We start from the raw sequence: 19,321 nt of genomic DNA, 5'->3' as shown, positions 1-19,321 counted from the left end.
ATAAATGCAGCGCAGTGTCCTCCTCTCCATCCTCATTCATGTAAGCGTCATTCTGGTCGCCTATTTTGGCGTGCCGATGCTGCCGGATCGTGACTTGATTGTGGAAGCGCCGATTGTGGTGGAGGTCATCAATATTGATGATATCTCCAACGTGCCTGCGCCAAAGCCGGAAGCTAAAAAGCCGGAACCGCCAAAGGAAAAACCGAAGCCCCCGCCACCGGCCCCTGCCAAACCGACACCGCCCGCCCCCGAGCCGGAACCTCAACCGGAGCCGGAAGCGGAAGTGATCCCGGACGAAGTCAAAAAGCCGGAGCCAAAGCCTGAACCCAAGCCCAAACCCGAACCTAAGCCGGTGGTGGAAAAGCCAACGCCACGGGTGGCAAAGGTAGAGCCTGCGCGCAAACCCAAGCCCCCGCAAAAAGAACCGGACTTCGACTCGTTGATGAAAGATCTCGCGCCGACCTTGAATGAGGCAACACCGGCGGAGAAGAAGAAAGACGATCAACCGGACTTGGATGACATTGCGAAAGAAATTGAGGCCGCTATTAAAAAGCCGAGCCAGTTTAGTGATGCCTCGCGTCCTCTCAGTATTACCGAGATTGATGCGCTGCGTCAGCATATTGCCAAATGTTGGAACCCGCCAATCGGGGCGCGTGAAGCCGAGAATTTGAAGATCGAGATCGAAGTGACCATGAACCCGGACGGCACGCCACGTGCAGCCTCTATCGGGTCACGCAGCAATTTGTCTGATCCGTTCTACCGTGCGGCCGCAGAAAGTGCGTTGCGTGCGGTAAATAACCGTCGTTGCTGGCCGTACCCTCTGTCGCAAGAAACTTATGACCAATGGAAAGACCTGTTGTTGGTCTTTGATCCGAAAGAATTGCTGGGTCTATAACGTGACGAAGCGATCACCTCAATCAGGGAGGGGCGTTGTTTTGCCCGGGTGTATCGTTCTGGTTTTAAATAAGCGCGAAAAGATTGATCATTTCTCTGATCGCGCTCGATTCACCCCTGTTGGGGGTTGGCAGATTTCTTGATCCTGCGTACATTTAGCGGATCGGTTAATAGGGAAGATATTGTAATGAAACTCGCTGTGCGTTTTCTTTTTGTCGCGGCTTTGCTGTTTACCACGCAAGCTTTTGCCGAACTCCGTGTGGATATCACACAAGGGCGGGTAGAGCCCATGCCGTTGGCTGTTGTGGAATTTACCGGGGAAACTGAGCAGGCGGCCCTGATCGGGCGGCAGATCGCACAGGTGGTTTCTGCGGATCTGGAACGATCCGGCCTGTTTCGACCTATCGATCCTAAGGCGTTCATCCAAAAAGAACTGTCCATGACGACGCTGCCGCGCTTTGGCGACTGGCGTATCTTGAACGCCCAAGCCTTGGTGCAGGGCCATGCGGTCCCGACAGGGAATGGGGAATTGTCCATTCAGTTCCGTTTGTGGGATGTATCGGCAGAAGTGCAGATGGTCGGCTTGGCCTATAACACCGTCGAAGATAACTGGCGTCGTGTGGCCCATATTATTGCGGACACCATTTATCAACGGATCACGGGGGAAACCGGTTATTTTGATACCCGCGTTGTGTATGTGGCAGAAAGTGGCCCGGCGAACCGCCGCGTTAAACGCTTGGCGATTATGGATCAGGATGGGGCGAAGCACCGCTTCCTGACCGATGGGTCTGACCTTGTGCTGACACCGCGTTTTTCACCGACCCTGCAAGAAATCACTTATTTGTCCTATTACAAAAACACGCCACGTGTGTATCTGTTTAATATCGATACGGGCCGTCAGTCCATTTTGGGCGATTTCCCCGGTATGACATTTGCGCCGCGCTTTTCGTTTGATGGGACAAAGGTTGTGATGTCCATGGCGCGTGATGGGAACTCCGATATTTATACGATGGATATCGCCAGCCGTCAGACCCGCCGGATTACAAATCATTCTTCCATCGATACATCCCCAAGCTTTTCACCGGACGGTACACAGATTGCCTTTAACTCGGATCGCGGGGGCGCCCAGCAGATCTATGTTATGGATTCGAATGGAAAAAATGTCCGCCGCATCAGTTTTGGCAAAGGTCGATACGCAACACCGGTCTGGTCACCGCGCGGCGATTTGATTGCTTTTACCAAGATGACGGGGGGTAAGTTCTACATCGGTGTCATGCGCACGGATGGGTCCGGTGAGCGTCTGTTGGCAGATGGTTATCTGGTGGAAAGCCCCACGTGGGCACCGAATGGGCGGGTTTTGATGTTCTATCGCGAAACCCTGCGCGGTGAAAAGAAAACCACAAAATTGTATAGCGTTGATCTAACCGGATATAATGAGCGAGAGGTCATTACACCGTTAGAAGGGTCAGACCCTGCATGGTCCCCCTTGATTCCTTAGCATTATACACATATAGTCCTTTCTAAGACTTAGGTGGCGTTATTCTGTTTCGGGGGGCGCTGGTGTGGTCTGTGTAATTAACTGTTTAAATAATAGTCCTATAAGGGGATTGCTCATGCGTAAGTTTCTCGGTCTAGTTGGTGTAGTGGCTTTGCTCGCTGCTTGTGAGACCGCTCCTCAAGATGGTGCCAATGCAAATGCTTCTGGCGACTCTTCTTCTACAGCTCAGACGTTGGCTCCGGCGGCTGGTTCTGCTCAAGATTTCGTTGTTAACGTTGGTGACCGTGTATTCTTCGGTTTCGACCAGTACAACGTAAATGCAGACGCGCGCGCTACATTGGAAAAGCAAGCTGTTTGGTTGAAAAAATTCCCGGGCGTAACTGTCACAGTTGAAGGTCACGCTGATGAGCGCGGCACTCGTGAATACAACTTGGCACTGGGTGAGCGTCGTGCAAACGCCGCTAAAGAATATTTGGTAAGCCTTGGCGTTGATGCGATGCGCATCAAGACAATTTCTTACGGCAAAGAGCGTCCGGTTGCTCTGGGCCACAACGAAGCAGCTTGGGCGCAAAACCGTCGCTCTGTAACAGTTGTTTCTGTTGGCGCTGGCTCCTAATTTCCTGAATTAGACCATCGCAGACCTTACGAATAAGGCGTTTGCTGCATATCTTGTGGCAAACGCCTTGTTTTTTTATGTGATTCGGGGCACAAATACCTACGCGACGTTACTCAAAGCAGGTCAAAATATGATGAAATCCACACTCAAAAAATTGCTCGCCACAACGTTTCTGGTGACGGTCATCGCTTTACCCGTTCAGGCTCAGGACGAAGATTTACGCAATGTCATCGATCGTCTGGATCGGATGGACCGCGATATCAAAGCCTTAAACTTGAAAGTTTATCGGGGAACTGATGTTACGCCGTCAAGTGACGGTGCAAGTGCTGGCACAGGGGAAGCTGTAAGCGGCCCATTGGCTGCGCGTTTGAGTGTGCGCATCAATGAGCTGGAAAGTCAGCTTCGTGCCATGAATGGTCAGATTGAAGAAACCGCCTATCGGATTTCACAACTCAATACCCGCCTTGATAAACTGGTCGCCGATGTAGACTATCGCCTGACGGTTTTGGAAGGTGGCAACCCTGCCGTTCGTTCGCCCCAAGCGGCCAATACACAAGGTCAGTCCCAGACGCCAGCAACACCCAACGGTGTGAGCGCACAGCAGCTTGGGACGCCAAGTGCAGCTACGCAAGGCAATGCAGAGGCCGGCACATTAGGGACCCTCAACGGTCAGGATTTGACGGGTGCTCAGACATCGACAGCACAACCGGGCGAACAGGCACAGCAGGCTGCAGCACAAGCGGCAGCGGATTTGACACCGGAAGCGCTATATCAAAAATCCAGACAGATGTTGATGCGCAGCGAATTTGCAAACGCGGAAAGCAGTTTCAAGGCGTTTTTGGATAAGCATAAATCCCATGAACTGGCGGGGAATGCCCGGTATTGGTTGGGGGAAACATATTATGTTCAGGGCAATTACGCCCAAGCGGCTGGAGCTTTCCTTGAAGGTTACCAAAAAGATACACGGGGTGCTAAAGCGCCAGATTCTCTGTTGAAGCTGGGCATGTCCCTGTCGCGTATGGAAAAAACACGCGAGGCGTGCGCATCCTTTGACAAGTTGCGTTCAGCTTTCCCGAAATTACCGGCGCATTTGTCCAAAACATTGGAACGTGAGCGCACAAACGCGAAATGCGGCTAAATCTGTCGACATTTAGCGATCTGGGCCAGACCATCTGTGTTGCCGTTTCCGGCGGGGCAGATAGTCTGGCCCTCGCTTTATTAGCTAAAGATTGGGCGAACAACCACGGGCATCGTCTTGTGGCGGTGAGCGTGGATCACGGTCTGCGCCCAGAAGCTGCTGGGGAATGTGCGTGGGTCGCAAAGACCCTGCAAAAATATGCCATTCCTCACCACACCTTGGTCTGGGAAGGGGAGAAACCGACAAACGGGGTGCAGGCTGCGGCCCGGGCTGCACGTTATCGTTTGATCGAAACTTGGTGTGTGGAGCAGGGCATTAAAGATGTGCTGTTGGCGCATCATCGGGATGATCAGGCCGAAACTGTGTTGATGCGACTTGCGCGCGGCAGTGGCGTGGATGGGTTAGCCGCCATGCAGCCTGATGTACTCAAGGGCCGTATTCGGTTGGTGCGCCCCTTGCTGGACACGCCGAAAGCCGACCTGATCGAGTTTTTACAGGAAAAAGGTCAGGACTGGATAGAAGATCCCTCCAATGAAAATACGGCCTTTGATCGGGTCAAGGCGCGACAGGCGATGACGGTCCTGCAAGAACTGGGGTTGGATGCTTACCGCCTGGCTCACACGGCCGAGACCATGCAGCGCGTCAAAAAAACATTGGATCGGCTGGAACGGGACTGGCTCAACCACTTTGTAACCGTTTGCCCGGAAGGCTATGTGCGCCTTGATACGCAGGGTCTGCAAGAGGAAGACGAAGAGATTCTATGGCGGGGTCTGTCCCGAATCGGTCAAGGCGTGAGTGCGCAGGTCTATCGTCCCAGATTGGACCGCCTGAAGCGTCTGACAACCAGCTTGCGCAGAGGTGAGGATGCGACCTTGATGGGATGTCGCTGGTTTCATCACAAAGGCGACGTGCTGGTTTGTCGGGAGGTCCGCACCACCGATCTTGCCGCCACGCTTTATCATGTGGAGAGTCCCGATAATCTGGCGGGTTTTACTGTGCGGATGCTGGGAGAAGACGGCTGGCGCCAAGTGGTTGGCGACTGTGCTGCAATGCGGCAGAATCCGCTGCCCCGTCCAATCTTATATGCCTTGCCGTCCCTTTGGGACAAACAGGGTGTTTTAGTCGTGCCTCATCTGCGCTATAAACGTGCAGACGCGACAATCGGTGTGGATTTTAGATTTATTCCTAATATTGCGCCGATTTCATGAGTTTTACCTTGCGTCAGACTTAAAATGGCTTATCTCTAATCACGCGAGATACGAGAAATTCGAAGGAAGGAATCCTAACGTGAACTTTAGCAGGAACCTCGCGCTTTGGGTCATCATTGCCTTGTTGATCTTTGCGCTGTTCAATTTGTTCCAAAGCTCTAACCAGCAGATGGACCAGTCATCCGTCCCCTTCTCCGACTTCATACAAGCCGTTGAAGAAGGAAATGTGCAGGATGTGGTTATTCAGGACAATACCATTACAGGCACATACCGCGATGGACGAAAGTTCCATTCTTATGCACCGAACGATCCGAACCTGATTGGCACGTTACGTGACCAAGGGGTTAAGATTACGGCAGTTCCAAAGGATGAGAGCGTTTCTCTCTTCTCTATTCTGATTTCATGGTTCCCGATGCTGCTGTTGATCGGTGTGTGGATTTTCTTCATGCGCCAGATGCAAGGCGGTGGCGGCAAAGCCATGGGCTTCGGTAAATCCAAAGCCCGCCAGCTGACGGAAAAGCAAGGTCGCGTGACTTTTGATGATGTTGCCGGTATTGAAGAAGCTAAGGCTGAATTGGAAGAAGTGGTCGAGTTTTTGAAAGATCCGTCCAAGTTCCAGCGCCTCGGCGGTAAAATCCCGAAAGGTTGTTTGCTTGTCGGCCCTCCGGGGACAGGTAAGACACTTTTGGCCCGTGCGGTTGCCGGGGAAGCGAATGTCCCGTTCTTCACGATTTCCGGTTCTGACTTCGTTGAAATGTTTGTTGGTGTTGGTGCGTCCCGTGTCCGCGATATGTTTGAACAAGGCAAGAAAAACGCGCCATGTATCATCTTTATTGACGAGATCGACGCCGTCGGTCGTCATCGTGGCGCAGGCCTTGGTGGCGGTAACGACGAACGTGAACAAACCCTCAACCAGTTGCTGGTTGAAATGGACGGCTTCAGCGATAACGAAGGCGTGATCCTTGTTGCCGCGACCAACCGTCCGGACGTTCTTGATCCGGCTCTGTTGCGCCCCGGTCGTTTTGACCGTCAGGTTGTTGTGCCGAACCCGGATATTAACGGTCGTGAAATGATCCTGAAAGTCCACATGAAGAAGGTTCCGTTGGGGCCGGATGTGGATCCTCATGTAATTGCGCGTGGCACACCGGGTTTCTCTGGTGCGGATCTGGCGAACCTTGTGAACGAAGCTGCTTTGCTGGCAGCTCGTCGTAACAAGCGTCTGGTCACCATGTCCGAATTTGAAGACGCTAAAGACAAAGTGATGATGGGCTCCGAACGTAAGTCTATGGTCATGTCTGAAGACGAGAAGAAACTGACAGCCTTCCACGAAGCGGGTCATGCCCTGTGTGCGATCCATATGGAAGCGTCTGATCCGATCCATAAAGCAACCATCATTCCGCGCGGTCGTGCGTTGGGTATGGTGATGCGTTTGCCGGAAGCGGACCGTGTCTCTCTGTCTGTTGAAAAATTGCGTGCCGACTTGGTTGTTGCCTTTGGCGGTCGTGTGGCGGAAGAACTGGTCTTCGGGCCGGATAAAGTCACCACCGGTGCGTCCAACGACATCAAGCAAGCGACCAACATGGCGAAACATATGGTCATGGAATGGGGCATGTCTGAAAAGCTGGGTCCGATTGCGTATAGCGAAAATGAACAGGAAGTTTTCCTGGGTCACTCGGTTACGCAAACCCAGAACAATTCAGAAGAAACAGCCAAGACGATTGATTCTGAAGTTCGTGCGATTATCGAAGTTGCGTACAAAAAAGCAGAAGAAATTCTGTCTAAATATCGTGACCAACTGGATATCATCGGCAACGGGTTGATTGAATATGAAACCCTGTCCGGTGACGAAATTCGCGATCTTCTGGACGGTAACCCGCCCAACCGTGGCGGTACATCCGGCCCGAAAGAAGGCGGTCGTCGTAGCTCCATCCCGACCGCAGGCCATAAAAAGGATGCGTCCGATGGGTCCGGTCAGGAGCCAGAGCCGCAGCCCGGTGAATAAGCCTTAGGCTTGAGATTTCCTGCAAAGGCAGGTATCCATGAACCCCTGTTCAATCGGACAGGGGTTCTTTCTTTTTAAGGGGTCATCATGACGCGATCTTCCCTCGATTCTGGTTCTGCGGTTTTGCCACGCGGGTTTTGTTCTGATGCGGTGGATTTGTCCAAGACGGTCTATCTACGGCCCTTGGCCCCTTATGTTGATGGCGGCTTTGATTTTCCGGCCTATGGGCTTGCCTTGCGCCTGAATGACACGGTGCAGCGCTATAGCCTGTCCCATGAGGAATTGATGAACTGGGCGAGTGAGGAGGGCGAGGATTTGACCGTCCATGTCGGCCAGTTGCTGGAACGGATTGAAACGCCGGTGCGCACCTTTGCGGGCCTGACGGTGACAAGCCGTCCGCTGATCATGGGGATTGTCAATGTCACCCCCGATAGTTTTAGCGATGGTGGCGATAACTTTGATCCTGCCCATGCCATTGCCCATGGGCAGCAAATGCTGGCACAAGGGGCCGATATACTGGACATTGGCGGCGAATCGACCCGTCCCGGTTCTGCGCCTGTCACGATTGAGGAAGAAATTCGACGCGTGGTGCCGGTGATTGAGGGATTGACCCACACCGGGGCCAAAATCTCCATCGATACCCGCAATGCAGCCGTGATGGAGGCCGCGATCAAGGCAGGTGCCCATATCATTAATGATGTGACCGCCCTTGAAGGGGATGGTGCCGTCGAGGTCGCAGCAAAATTGGGTGTGCCTGTTATGTTGATGCATATGCAGGGCCAGCCCCAGACCATGCAGGAAAATCCGGTCTATGATGATTGTGTGCTGGATATTTATGATTATCTGGCAGAGCGTATCAAAGTTTGTGAAGCCGCAGGCATTAAACGCGCCAATATCTGCACTGATCCCGGCGTCGGCTTTGGCAAGACACTGGATCACAATATGAGCGTGATGAACCAGCTTGGCCTGTATCATGGTTTGGGCTGTGCGGTTTTGCTGGGGGCGTCGCGCAAAAGTTTTATTGCCAAAATATGCGGGGATATCCCGGCGAAAGAACGCTTGCCCGGTTCCTTGTCAGCGGTCCTGAAAGGGGCGGTGAATGGGGCGCAGATCGTGCGGGTGCATGATGTGGCAGAAACGAAGCAGGCCTTGGATGTTTGGGTGGCTTAAGGTTAGCAAGATTTATCAAGCCGTCTTGACGTAGCTTATGTGTGAAAGGAGTTTTCACCATGACGCAGACCACACAGGAAAGCTATATCGACCGGATCGGTAGGGTTCTGTCCTATATTGCAGATCATCTGGATGAAGATATGTCTGTGGATGATCTCGCCGAGGTTGCCTGTTTTTCGTCTTATCATTTTCACCGCATCTTTCGCGGACTTGTGGGAGAGACGGTGACGCAGACGGTCAAACGTTTGCGCCTTCATCGCGCGGCAGGGGAGTTGATCCGCAGCAGTGCGGACGTATCCGATATTGCCAAGCGGGCGGGATATGGCAGCGTTGAGGCATTCTCGCGGGCGTTTAAAGCGACCTATAAAGAAGCCCCCGTGCGGTATCGAATGTACGTGCGTGAAACGCCTTTCTCTCTCATGACACAAAATAGGAAGACAGGTATGTTCACTGTAGAAATTAAAAATTTGCCAGATCACAAGATGGCAGCGATCCCTCATGTTGGGGACTATATGGAAATTGACAAGGCCTTTCAGGCCATCTTTATGTGGGGGCTGAAACAACAGCTCGTGGAAGAACAGAGCGCAGGCGTTGCCCTTTATTTTGATGATCCGTCACAGGTTCCGACAGACAAGCTACGTTCGGAAGCGGGGTTTATGGTGACTCAGCCCGTCGAAGACGCGGCCCTTGGCGTGCGCACACTGGATATCACAGGGGGGCGCTATGCGGTTTTGCACTTTAAAGGACCTTATGCGGAGCTGGAAGGCGCCTATGATTATTTGTTCGGGACCTGGTTGGTTGCAACCGGGGAAAAGCCTGCCGCGCAACCGGTTATGGAAATGTATTTGAATGATCCCCGTACAACCGAGCCAAGCGAGCTTTTGACCGACATTTGCGTGGCTTTAGCCTAAGGGCATGACTATTGAAGGAGAGGGGACACCCTTTCTTTCAATAGTTTTCTCTCTCCCATTGGGTGCTCAGGGCTTCCACCGTTTCTTCATCATCGCTGATATCAAGTTCGATCCCGTCTTGGGTATAGCGTCTGTCTGTGACATGTGCTGCACTTAACAGTCGTTCCAGATCGCTGGTGCGCTCAAAACTGGCCTTGAAGGTGGCCTGTGCCTGATGTTTAAAGTCCTGTAAGGGGGCGGCTTCTACAGCTGCTTTGGCAGCGCCGGCATAAGCTCTGGCCATTCCGCCCGTGCCCAACTTGATCCCGCCGAAATAGCGCACGATGATGACCGCGACATTGACCAGATCTTCGCCTTGCAAAACTTTTAGGGCTGGCATACCGGCGCAGCCGCTGGGTTCTCCGTCATCTTTTGCGCCTTCTTGCAGCCGTTTATCTTGATCAAAATAGCGAAAGGCACTGACATGATGGTTGGCTTTGGGGTGAAGGGTGCGCAGGCGGTCCAGTTCCTGCTCATACTGGTCGTAGGGCAGGAGAAAGGCGAGAAAACGCGATCGTTTCTCTTCGGTTTCGCAATCAAACGGGGCGGAGAGGGTTTTCATGTAAAAAAAAGGCTAAAAATTCGAGGGAGATGCAGGCTAACATTTGCGCAAGGCTAACCCAAGTGCTAAACTAGTTATTCCGGTTTCACAACATAAGAATGTAGACGTAGATGACACGCAAACTCTTTGGCACCGACGGTATTCGCGGCACAGCAAACCAGCATCCCATGACGGCGGAAATCGCCATGAAAGTCGGCATGGCGGCAGGGCATTATTTTGTACGTGGCAACCATCGCCATCGTGTCGTGATCGGCAAAGACACCCGCCTATCCGGTTATATGATTGAACCGGCGTTGGTTGCAGGGTTTACCGCCATGGGGATGGATGTGTTGCTGGTTGGCCCGATGCCCACGCCAGCGGTTGCCATGTTGACCCATTCCATGCGCTGTGATTTGGGCGTGATGATTTCCGCCTCTCACAACCCGTTTGGGGACAATGGGATTAAGCTGTTTGGTCCCGATGGGTTTAAACTGCCGGATGATGTGGAACTGAAACTGGAAGAATTGATCGAAAGCGATCTGTCCGATAAATTTGTCTCCCCTGACAAGCTGGGCCGCGCACGCCGTTTGGAAGATGCCTCGGGGCGTTATGTGGAATTTGCCAAACAGACCTTCCCCGCCAATTTGCGTCTGGATGGGTTGAAGATCGTTGTGGATTGCGCCAATGGTGCTTCATACAAGGTTGCGCCGGAAGTGTTGTGGGAACTGGGCGCGGATGTGGTGCCGATCGGGGTCAGCCCGAACGGTTTTAACATCAACAAAGATTGTGGCTCGACCTCAACCGCGACATTATCCGAACAAGTGGTGACCCATGGGGCCGATATCGGCATTGCGCTTGATGGGGATGCAGATCGTTTGATCATTTGTGATGAAAAAGGCCATGTGGTCGATGGCGATCAGATTATGGGGCTGGTGACTACGCACTTGCATCGCCGCGGCCTGTTAAAAGGCGGTGGTCTGGTGGCAACCGTGATGTCTAACATGGGGCTGGAAAAATATTTGGAAGCGGAAGGCTTAACGCTGGAACGCACCCAAGTGGGCGATCGCTATGTGGTGGAACGTATGCGCAAAGACGGCTTTAACGTGGGCGGGGAACAATCCGGTCATATCGTGTTGGGGGATTACGCGACGACCGGCGATGGTCTGGTTGCGGCCCTGCAAGTGTTGGCGGTGATTGTGGAACAAGGCAAACCGACCAGTGACGTCTGTAACCTGTTTACGCCGTTCCCGCAGGTCTTAAAAAATGTGCGGTATGGGGATCGTTTTCCGCTGGAGGAAACGGGTGTCAAAGACGCGATCACGGACGGGGAAAACCGCTTGAAAGGTGCTGGACGTGTCTTGATCCGTAAATCCGGGACGGAACCTTTGATCCGCGTGATGGCGGAAGGTCAGGATCCTGTGCTGGTGGAACAAGTGGTCGATGATATCGTAGCAGCCGTAAAAGGTGTCGCATGAAGGGCCGCGTTTTAATCATTGCGGGTTCCGACAGTGGGGGCGGGGCCGGTATTCAGGCGGACTTAAAAGCGGTTACCTGCCTAAACGGGTTTGCGATGACGGCGATTACGGCCTTGACGGCGCAAAACACCAACGGTGTCACGGGTATTCATGATGTGCCGGCTGATTTTATTCAGGAACAAATGCGCGTTGTGTTGGACGATCTGGGGGCTGATTGCCTCAAGACCGGGATGCTGAGTCAGCCTGCCACCATCCATGCTATTTGTGATGTGTTGGAAGAACGCAAAGAGACGATTCCCATGGTGGTTGATCCGGTGATGATCGCCAAAGGCGGCGCGAGCCTGATGGCCCAAGAAGCCTTGGAAGCTTTGAAAGAACGTTTGATCCCTAAAAGTACGGTCCTGACCCCGAATGTGCCGGAAGCAGAAGTGCTGACGGGAATGAAAATCGCAACACCTGAAGATATGGCGCGCGCGGCAGAAATGTTGTTTAAATTGGGGCCGAAAGCGGTCTTGATGAAGGGCGGTCATCTGGATGAAACTGGTGACATCGTGCGCGATTATTTGTTTGAGCAAGGGGCTGCGATGCACGAATTTGCCGGACCCCGTATCCATACACGCCACACCCACGGGACAGGCTGCACCATGGCATCCGCCATTGCCTGTGGCATTGCCCAAGGCATGAGTGTGGAAGCCGCGGTCGGTCGGGCAAAAGATTATGTGGTGGAAGCAATCCGGACCGCACCGGGCTTTGGCGCCGGGTATGGGCCGTTGAATCACGCTCATACGGTTAAAGTCTAATATCCCTTACTATTTGATGGTTTTTGACCAAAGTTATTAATGTTATTGTGCAAATGGTTTATGTAAACCGTATCGACCATTAAACAGAGCAATGCCATGAAGGACACCTTCGGCCGCACGATTACATATTTGCGTGTTTCGGTAACAGATCGTTGTGATTTTCGCTGCACCTATTGCATGGCGGAAGATATGACGTTTTTGCCGCGTCAGGAAATCCTGTCCTTTGAAGAGATGGAACGGATTTGCGAGGCGTTTATCAATCGGGGTGTGACCAAAATCCGCCTGACGGGTGGGGAGCCTTTGGTGCGCCGTGGCATTATCGATTTCATCGAACAGCTGTCTAAAAACCTTCAGACGGGTCGCCTAAAAGAACTGACCCTGACCACCAACGGCTCACAGCTTCCCAAATATGCGGACAGGCTGGCGGAGTTGGGGATGAAGCGCATCAATGTGTCGCTGGATACGCTTGACCCCGAACGCTTTACCGAGATTACGCGGTTCGGCAAACTGGAACAGGTGTTGGAAGGGCTGGAAGCCGCTAAACAGGCAGGGCTGAAGGTCAAGATCAATACGGTCGCGCTTAAGGGCCAGACAGATCATGAGCTGGATGAACTGCTGAACTTTGTGGCAGATCACGGCTTTGATTTGACGTTTATTGAAACCATGCCGTTGGGGGAAATTGGTGGCTCCCGCGTGGATCATTACTTGCCGTTGACGGAAGTACGCAGCCGTATTGCTGAACGTTGGACGATCACGGATACGGATTATGCCACAGGGGGGCCTGCGCGCTTTGTGGATGTGAAAGAAACCGGCAATCGCATTGGCTTTATCACCCCGTTAAGTCATGGGTTCTGTGAAAGCTGTAATCGCATGCGTCTGACCTGTAAGGGGACGCTTTATATGTGTCTGGGCCAAGACGGGAATGTGGACTTGCGTGAAGTCGTGCGCTCCAGTGAAAGTAACGAGCCGTTGCAGCATGCCATTGATACAGCCTTGAACTTAAAACCTAAAGGTCATGAGTTTGTGATTGATGAAACACAAGACGGACCAGCCTTGAATCGTCATATGAGCGTGACAGGCGGCTAAAGCTTTGTCATAGTGTCGCCTCAGACAGTGGGAAACTTGGTTTAAAAACGCATGTCACATCGAAAAATAGCCTTCGTCGCCGGGAAATCCGAAAGCGCGCAAGATGCCATGTCTCGGCTTTGCGGTAAGTATGATCATGTTCGCCCCGATAAGGCCGATGTGATTGTGGCCCTGGGCGGGGACGGCTTTATGCTACGTACGCTCCATAAATATCTGGATCTGAAAAAGCCTGTGTTCGGCATGAATCGCGGCTCCGTCGGATTTTTGATGAATGAATATCGCGAAGATGATTTGCGCGAACGCATGGCGCGGACCCAATCGATCGAACTGCATCCCCTGCGCATGGAAGCTGAATGCAAAGGCGGTAAAAAAGCCAATGCCATCGCGTTTAACGAAGTTTCCCTGTTTAGAGAAACCGGACAGGCCGCCCATATCCGTGTGTGCGTGGATGATGTGGTGCGATTGCCGGAAATGGTTTGTGACGGGGTCTTGATCTCCACACCCGCAGGATCGACGGCCTATAACATGTCGGCCTATGGCCCGATTCTGCCGTTGGGGTCGGGGGTGTTGGGATTAACTGCAATTTCGGCCTATCGCCCCAGACGTTGGCGCGGTGCGATCCTGCCTCATTCAGCCCGCGTCACTTTTGAGATTTTGAATGATGATAAGCGCCCTGTCGGGGTATCGGCGGACTTTAACGAGTTTCGCGACGTCATCAAGGTCAAGGTCTATGAAGACCGCAGCCTGTATTCAAATGTGCTGTATGATCCAGAACATAATCTGGAAGAACGCATCCTTCAGGAACAGTTTATCGGGTAAGATTTCGCTTATTTCTCTAGGGAATGAAGCGCGCTTAAGACCGTGATATCTTCTTCTTCCAACTGGGCTTTCAGGGTTTGCCAGTCGGGTTTTTCCTCGCTCAGGCTACGGCGTAGCATCCGGTTGATCGCATCCCCTAACGGGGCATTAGACGCGAGGGCGACCAAGCGATAATCAATGCTTTTGTTTAGGCGTTTGGGCAGGACGATGCGCCAGCCGATCAAGCCTTTTTGGCGTTTGGGCTCCACCAGACTTTCGCGATCGGCTAACAAAAAATGGCCATCTTCGATGCGTTGGGCAAAGGCCCACATATAGGTCGGGGTGCCACGATTGTTCAGTGTGATTTCTAGCGCGCATAACCCGTCTAAGGCACTGCTGGGGAAGCTGTTGCCATCGCGCACCAGCGGCAGTTTCTCAGGCGCGTTGCATCCGGTATCGGGATGGGCGCGCAGTTCGCTGATGCCAAGTTGTAGGCCATTGGCCCGCAACGCGCGGATATTATCTTCAAATTGCAGATAAAGCCCAACCAGCATGGCAATGATAGCCCCTGCCAGCAACAGTGCTTTTAAGAGGCTGTGATCCTTGATCGGGGCGGCATCGGTATCTTGTTGTTTGTAAAGATCAATGACGCCCTCTTCATCCAGATCGTCATCGTCTTCTGTGTCTTCTTCTTCCTCGATGGGATAGGGGTCGTTGAGGTCAAAGCGGCGCACGATGCGGTGCATATCCACAATGGATTCCAGACGCAGCAAGTCACCGTCAATGGTCAGTTCTTCCAGAAATTCATCTTCCGGGACCAAGCCCGGACCACCGGGGATAAAACAAAACAGGCGCACATCGTCTTCGCGCATTTTTGTAAACAGATCGCGTGAGGCAATGAGCTTGTCTTTAATGTGATCAACGGGGCGCACGTTAAGGTCACGATCCAGTTCCCCCGTCAGCCAAAGGGCGTTATCCACGTTATCCTCTGGGCCAGCCAACCTGTCTTCTGCATGGAAGGCATGGGCAACGAAAGCCCCAAGCTGCCAGCTATTGCCGGATGTAATGGGGGCAGAGACATCCATGCGATAGGCCGGATGCCCGAAAGAACGCTGGATCACGCCTGTCGGTTCTTTGACAAAAGCATCATAATCACGCGAAATAGGTAGCGCTTTGGCCGTGCCATTGACACAGACAACAGAGCGCACATCGGGGTCTTCCTTGGTGATGCGCTGGACTTCAACTGGACCTTCAGTGGTCGCGATATAAATGCGTACGTTCATCAGCGCAGAATGACGCTACTTTTCACATTTCGCAAGGCTTTCAAAATGCCATCCTGCAAATTTAGGAGAATTTGGGCTTCACCTTCCAGAAAATCATCAATGACAAGGCGATGAAGTGTTGCGTCTTCGTCCTCCACAAAAAGCAGACGGGGGGAATCGTCGCGGTCTAGCGCCTGTATCAGCAGGTAAACCTGATCTTCCTGTGCCTTGGATGGTTTGAGGCGCAAGGTAAAGCCATCGCCTTCGCGTTCCGTCACCTCCCCGCTACTGGCAGCCGCAACGCGTGGTAGATGGGCAAGGGCTTGTTTGTCGAGCAAGCGTTTTAGGTCGCGGCGCAGGTCAAGGCTGGTTGATAACGCTGCGATCAGGTCCGAGGCGGGAGAATGGTCAGGATCGTTTGCATAGGCATAAAGTTCATTGAACCCGATTTTGCGTGGCAGGTCGGGATCAGGTCGGCTGATTTGGTCCAATGTATCAAGGGCGATGAAGAGGGCTTCCGCCTCTTTATCAGAGGGATCTATCATGACGGGCTCCCATAGATGTGGCTAAATTGGGTGGAAAAGGTGGCGCGGTCGTGGGAGAATTGGGCTTGCCAACCGTTGCCGGCAAGGGGCAGGCCCTCAAGCCGTTCCAGATAGGCTTCAATATCCTGTGAGATTTCAAACAGAAGGTTTGCACCTTCAATATAGGCTTCGCTTCGGTCCGACTGGGTATGGGCCGCTTCTTTAAAACCCTTGCGGGACATGCCTTTATAAGCGGTTTCGGCTTGGCTCATCACCTCCGCAATATCAGCACCAACCTCGTTCTCATCCTTTAAGATTGTCATGAAATGATCCGCGATCGTAGATTGTTGCAACGTCACCACATTATCGCCGATTTCCCGATCAATGAGATGAGTCCCAAGGGGCGTGAAATCGATACCGGGGGCGAGCTTTAACAGGAGGGAAATGGCCTCACGTCGTCGATTCTGGCTCAAGGCATATAGGCTGGCGTACAGGCTGCGCTGGATCTGGGCAATCAGGTTTTGATAGGCAATCTGACGGTCTTGATAGGTTTCCTCCGGCCCCGCGGCAATAATGGCTTGCAGATCTTTGGGGCTGGCTTTTGCGCGCAAGGCCTGGGTCAGGCGAGCTTGTGGTTTGGCGAAAACATTGCAGCGCAGAATAGAGAGAGGGAGGCGCAGGGCCAATGTACCGGCGTTTAGCAAGTGTTCCAGGTTTTGAGCTTCCAACTTGTTGAGGAACTTAATCTGAGCCATCGGCTCCTCAGCGAGTTTAAGCAGAGGAGACAGGGTTTCTTGAACCGTATCCAGTGTCTGACTGAGCATATTCGGGTCAATCTCTCCGGCGTCACGGTCCAGGCCGATGCTGGCGGTGTGGCGCAGGGCGGCAAGGTCTTCGGCCCCTTCGACGGCCTGTATCAGACGGATGAAGCCAAGGGTCACGCTTTCAAAGGTCTTAAAGTCACTGGACTTGTCCGTTTCACGCGAGGCATCTTGCCAGAAATCAAGGATGAGGGGGTCGGTGATCGTACTGACGTCATTTTCGCAATAAGCCAATATCTGGCGGTATTTGCGTTGAGACTGTGCGGTGGGCAGATGATCTTTTAAATAGGCATAAAGCTGGCGTGAGAGTTCATTGGCGCAGGCGGAAACCTCTTGTTTTTTTGGGATTTTCCGGGTGACGGCCTGCAATGTTTCATCCAGTTCGCTATAGCCAATACTGGTGAGTAAAAATTCCAGCAAAGCAGATAAAACCGGCATGCGACCAAATTGGATGGCAAAGTTTGTATCGTTTAAGTGAAGGGTTAAAGCCTGTTGATTGAGGCTGAGGCTGTCGGTCGGACGAGCGATCAGGTTCTGTTTGCAATAGGCATAAAAGCTGCCAGATCGGGCAAGGCCGCTGTCCCAGAAAAAATACTCGTAGCGCCCTTTCGGACCGCTGAGTTGGCTTGCGGCGGCAATCAGGTGGCAAAGTTCCAGCAACGGGGTCGCATAGGTACGACAAACGATCATCTTGCCAATTTCACGACAGATCGCCGGGGTATACTTCGGCTCACCATTGACCTCGGTTTCACTCAAGGTATGGAGTGCGGCGGCAAGTTCTTCGCTTTTTCCTGCTTCCAGCAGCAGTTCTTCCGATCCCATGAGGTGTTGTCCTTCCTTCCTGTTTTCCCCTATTTTATCTAAAAACAACCATAGGTCCAGTAGGGAAGGATTAGGGCGTTTTTTTCTGGCGGGTTATTCACTTTCGACGCGGTTGCGTCCATTTTCTTTGGCGCGGTAAAGGGCAATATCAGCGCGGCGGATCAGGTCGTCCAGTTTTTTATCTCCCGCGCGCAGGTCGGTGACGCCAAAGCTGGCGGTGATGTTAAATGTGCGCCCGCCATATTCAATGTTGTGGGCTTCGATGGCTGATCTGATGCGTTCGGCGATGGTGCAGGCGCGTTCCAACCCAATATCCGGCAGGAAAATGGCAAACTCCTCCCCGCCGATCCGGGCGAGTTTGCCATCAAGGTTGCGCGCCCCCTTGACTTCATTGCGGGTGTTGGCGTGCCAGACATCGACGATGGCTTTCAGCGCTTCATCCCCTGCCAGATGCCCATAGGTATCATTCACCTGTTTAAACCAGTCCACATCAAAAATCAGCAGGCTGAAATGGGTGTTGTCCGATAGCGCGCTGGCGATCAGCTGTTCGGCCTGTTCGATGAAGTAGCGGCGATTGAAGGTGCCAGTCAGGACATCGTGGAAGGTCAGGTTTTCCAGTTCGTCGGCTTTGAGCTTCAGTTCGGTGATATCTTCCAGCAGCAACTGGACAACTGTCGTTCCTTCCCACGGGAGGCGGCCTGCGGTGGCCTTGATGTAGCGCGGGCCATCCGGTGCCCCCATAAGTTTGATTTGCGGAAACTGCACGGGTTTATCCTGCATAAAGCTGCGCATAAATAACTCGCCACATTCCTCGCGGACTTCTGTGTTGGTGAAGTCGAGGAAGTGCTTGCCGGTGACGCTGCTTTCTGTTTGTTGCAACAGGGACAAAGCCTGTTGGTTGGCATAGAGGATCCCTTGCATCTGGTGAATAATCAGCCCTGTTGGCATCAGGTCCAACAAAGCGCCCAGACGTTCTTGCGTGTCAATCAGCGTTTGATGCGTCAACAGCGCATCGTCTGTGCCTTCTTCGTCATCGATAAACACACATTTGACCCTATTAAATTTCTTAATTACCCATCTCTAACATAGATACCTTTAGATTGGGTTAAAAGAGGAAATGATCAGTTTATGGTCGATAATTCCTAAGGTTGACGAGTTGATGTTTACCACCCTTTATCTGTGCGTGGTCCAAAATCATCATTGGATTGGGCATGGGGATTGCCGCGCAGCTCATCAGACAGGTTTTGCCATGTACCACGAGGGCGTTGCTTGTGCGGGCCACGCACGTCATCTGGCTGACGGTCCCATTGATTGCTGATCAAATACCAAGCCACGTTATTTTCGCGACAGGCCACTGCCGTGCCGTTATGCCAGTTCCCGTCAATCATGACACCGTGACGAAAACGCCGGCAATCGCGATCACGGCGGTTGGTGACATTTGCCAGTGGACGCATGCGTGCATCAAAACCGGCATACCATTGGGTCGTTAGTCCATTGGGGGAGAAATACAGCGCCTTGTCAATTTCGATGTTCATTTTATCTTCAGCAGCTTTTGAGGAAACGGGCGCACCCGATTCGTCGATTAAAATGCTCCCGATATCTGTGCCCATCACTTCGCCGGGGCGCAGGTTACCTGTGGTCTGACAGGCGCTTAGAAAACCAAGGGCGAGAAGGCTTGCGGCAAGTTTTTTCATTTCAATCCTCTTTTGCAAATCG

General features: G+C 52.7%; 18 protein-coding genes. 12 read left to right on the top strand and 6 right to left on the bottom strand.

Features of this window, described 5'->3' with window-relative positions; translation table 11 throughout:
• Positions 1–4 precede the first annotated feature (4 nt).
• From Q397_RS0110480 to Q397_RS0110445, 8 genes are all read left to right on the top strand, one after another.
• On the top strand, positions 5–895 hold the full coding sequence (locus Q397_RS0110480; protein WP_028879384.1) for a cell envelope integrity protein TolA: 891 nt from the start codon (positions 5–7) through the stop codon (positions 893–895).
• Between the two features lie 186 nt (positions 896–1,081).
• Positions 1,082–2,392 carry a Tol-Pal system beta propeller repeat protein TolB gene (gene tolB, locus Q397_RS22015; protein ID WP_051609915.1) on the top strand — a complete coding sequence of 437 codons (1,311 nt, stop codon included), beginning with the start codon at positions 1,082–1,084 and terminating at the stop codon, positions 2,390–2,392.
• 115 nt (positions 2,393–2,507) lie between these two features.
• Positions 2,508–3,008 (top strand): peptidoglycan-associated lipoprotein Pal, encoded by a 501-nt coding sequence (gene pal / locus Q397_RS0110470; protein ID WP_038013476.1) that lies wholly within the window; start codon positions 2,508–2,510, stop codon positions 3,006–3,008.
• A gap of 130 nt (positions 3,009–3,138) precedes the next feature.
• A complete protein-coding gene (ybgF, locus tag Q397_RS0110465) occupies positions 3,139–4,146 on the top strand; it encodes a tol-pal system protein YbgF (RefSeq protein WP_156950688.1) in 1,008 nt (335 codons plus the stop codon).
• Positions 4,137–5,354, top strand: a complete 1,218-nt coding sequence (gene tilS / locus Q397_RS22010) for a tRNA lysidine(34) synthetase TilS (RefSeq protein WP_051609914.1) — start codon at positions 4,137–4,139, stop codon at positions 5,352–5,354. Before ybgF ends, tilS begins: the two co-directional genes overlap by 10 nt.
• A gap of 79 nt (positions 5,355–5,433) precedes the next feature.
• A complete protein-coding gene (ftsH, locus tag Q397_RS0110455) occupies positions 5,434–7,356 on the top strand; it encodes an ATP-dependent zinc metalloprotease FtsH (protein ID WP_028879381.1) in 1,923 nt (640 codons plus the stop codon).
• An 87-nt stretch (positions 7,357–7,443) separates the two neighbouring features.
• Positions 7,444–8,526, top strand: coding sequence for a dihydropteroate synthase (gene folP, locus Q397_RS22005; protein ID WP_038013474.1), 1,083 nt, complete (start codon positions 7,444–7,446; stop codon positions 8,524–8,526).
• A 59-nt stretch (positions 8,527–8,585) separates the two neighbouring features.
• Positions 8,586–9,437: an AraC family transcriptional regulator gene (locus Q397_RS0110445; protein WP_028879380.1), complete on the top strand. Its 852-nt coding sequence runs from the start codon at positions 8,586–8,588 to the stop codon at positions 9,435–9,437.
• 37 nt (positions 9,438–9,474) lie between these two features.
• Here Q397_RS0110445 and Q397_RS0110440 read toward each other — a convergent pair whose 3' ends face one another.
• On the bottom strand, positions 9,475–10,038 hold the full coding sequence (locus Q397_RS0110440; protein WP_028879379.1) for an IMPACT family protein: 564 nt from the start codon (positions 10,036–10,038) through the stop codon (positions 9,475–9,477).
• Positions 10,039–10,148: 110 nt separating this feature from the next.
• Between Q397_RS0110440 and glmM the strand changes: the two genes are divergently transcribed.
• The 4 genes from glmM to Q397_RS0110420 all read left to right on the top strand — a co-directional run bounded on the left by glmM (position 10,149) and on the right by Q397_RS0110420 (position 14,197).
• The gene (gene glmM, locus Q397_RS0110435) at positions 10,149–11,492 is read left to right on the top strand and encodes a phosphoglucosamine mutase (RefSeq protein WP_028879378.1); all 1,344 of its coding nucleotides are present in this window, start codon (positions 10,149–10,151) and stop codon (positions 11,490–11,492) included.
• Positions 11,489–12,292: a bifunctional hydroxymethylpyrimidine kinase/phosphomethylpyrimidine kinase gene (gene thiD, locus Q397_RS0110430; RefSeq protein ID WP_028879377.1), complete on the top strand. Its 804-nt coding sequence runs from the start codon at positions 11,489–11,491 to the stop codon at positions 12,290–12,292. Before glmM ends, thiD begins: the two co-directional genes overlap by 4 nt.
• Positions 12,293–12,388: 96 nt before the next feature.
• On the top strand, positions 12,389–13,378 hold the full coding sequence (moaA, locus tag Q397_RS0110425) for a GTP 3',8-cyclase MoaA (RefSeq protein WP_051609913.1): 990 nt from the start codon (positions 12,389–12,391) through the stop codon (positions 13,376–13,378).
• 51 nt (positions 13,379–13,429) lie between these two features.
• The gene (locus tag Q397_RS0110420; RefSeq protein ID WP_028879375.1) at positions 13,430–14,197 is read left to right on the top strand and encodes an NAD kinase; all 768 of its coding nucleotides are present in this window, start codon (positions 13,430–13,432) and stop codon (positions 14,195–14,197) included.
• Between the two features lie 8 nt (positions 14,198–14,205).
• Here Q397_RS0110420 and Q397_RS24110 read toward each other — a convergent pair whose 3' ends face one another.
• The 5 genes from Q397_RS24110 to Q397_RS0110395 form a co-directional block, all read right to left on the bottom strand.
• Positions 14,206–15,459, bottom strand: coding sequence for a hypothetical protein (locus tag Q397_RS24110; protein WP_028879374.1), 1,254 nt, complete (start codon positions 15,457–15,459; stop codon positions 14,206–14,208).
• Positions 15,459–15,983, bottom strand: coding sequence for a hypothetical protein (locus Q397_RS0110410; RefSeq protein WP_028879373.1), 525 nt, complete (start codon positions 15,981–15,983; stop codon positions 15,459–15,461). The genes Q397_RS24110 and Q397_RS0110410 overlap by 1 nt, the downstream gene beginning before the upstream one ends.
• Positions 15,980–17,605 carry a hypothetical protein gene (locus tag Q397_RS0110405; RefSeq protein ID WP_028879372.1) on the bottom strand — a complete coding sequence of 542 codons (1,626 nt, stop codon included), beginning with the start codon at positions 17,603–17,605 and terminating at the stop codon, positions 15,980–15,982. The genes Q397_RS0110410 and Q397_RS0110405 overlap by 4 nt, the downstream gene beginning before the upstream one ends.
• Positions 17,606–17,698: 93 nt before the next feature.
• The gene (locus Q397_RS24105; protein ID WP_051609912.1) at positions 17,699–18,649 is read right to left on the bottom strand and encodes a sensor domain-containing diguanylate cyclase; all 951 of its coding nucleotides are present in this window, start codon (positions 18,647–18,649) and stop codon (positions 17,699–17,701) included.
• A 119-nt stretch (positions 18,650–18,768) separates the two neighbouring features.
• Positions 18,769–19,299 carry a hypothetical protein gene (locus Q397_RS0110395; protein WP_028879371.1) on the bottom strand — a complete coding sequence of 177 codons (531 nt, stop codon included), beginning with the start codon at positions 19,297–19,299 and terminating at the stop codon, positions 18,769–18,771.
• Positions 19,300–19,321 lie beyond the last annotated feature (22 nt).

The organism is Terasakiella pusilla DSM 6293, from assembly GCF_000688235.1.
GTDB classification, from domain to species: Bacteria; Pseudomonadota; Alphaproteobacteria; order Rhodospirillales; family Terasakiellaceae; genus Terasakiella; species Terasakiella pusilla.
Note: the sequence above shows the minus strand (reverse complement) of the source record. Positions and strands in the feature narration are given on the sequence as shown.

Coding starts and splice junctions, on each gene's coding strand:
- Q397_RS0110480 (WP_028879384.1), top strand. CDS start 5: ATGCAGCGCAGTGTCCTCCTCTCCATCCTCATTCATGTAAGCGTCATT.
- tolB (WP_051609915.1), top strand. CDS start 1,082: ATGAAACTCGCTGTGCGTTTTCTTTTTGTCGCGGCTTTGCTGTTTACC.
- pal (WP_038013476.1), top strand. CDS start 2,508: ATGCGTAAGTTTCTCGGTCTAGTTGGTGTAGTGGCTTTGCTCGCTGCT.
- ybgF (WP_156950688.1), top strand. CDS start 3,139: ATGATGAAATCCACACTCAAAAAATTGCTCGCCACAACGTTTCTGGTG.
- tilS (WP_051609914.1), top strand. CDS start 4,137: ATGCGGCTAAATCTGTCGACATTTAGCGATCTGGGCCAGACCATCTGT.
- folP (WP_038013474.1), top strand. CDS start 7,444: ATGACGCGATCTTCCCTCGATTCTGGTTCTGCGGTTTTGCCACGCGGG.
- Q397_RS0110445 (WP_028879380.1), top strand. CDS start 8,586: ATGACGCAGACCACACAGGAAAGCTATATCGACCGGATCGGTAGGGTT.
- Q397_RS0110440 (WP_028879379.1), bottom strand. CDS start 10,038: ATGAAAACCCTCTCCGCCCCGTTTGATTGCGAAACCGAAGAGAAACGA.
- glmM (WP_028879378.1), top strand. CDS start 10,149: ATGACACGCAAACTCTTTGGCACCGACGGTATTCGCGGCACAGCAAAC.
- thiD (WP_028879377.1), top strand. CDS start 11,489: ATGAAGGGCCGCGTTTTAATCATTGCGGGTTCCGACAGTGGGGGCGGG.
- moaA (WP_051609913.1), top strand. CDS start 12,389: ATGAAGGACACCTTCGGCCGCACGATTACATATTTGCGTGTTTCGGTA.
- Q397_RS0110420 (WP_028879375.1), top strand. CDS start 13,430: ATGTCACATCGAAAAATAGCCTTCGTCGCCGGGAAATCCGAAAGCGCG.
- Q397_RS24110 (WP_028879374.1), bottom strand. CDS start 15,459: ATGAACGTACGCATTTATATCGCGACCACTGAAGGTCCAGTTGAAGTC.
- Q397_RS0110410 (WP_028879373.1), bottom strand. CDS start 15,983: ATGATAGATCCCTCTGATAAAGAGGCGGAAGCCCTCTTCATCGCCCTT.
- Q397_RS0110405 (WP_028879372.1), bottom strand. CDS start 17,605: ATGGGATCGGAAGAACTGCTGCTGGAAGCAGGAAAAAGCGAAGAACTT.
- Q397_RS0110395 (WP_028879371.1), bottom strand. CDS start 19,299: ATGAAAAAACTTGCCGCAAGCCTTCTCGCCCTTGGTTTTCTAAGCGCC.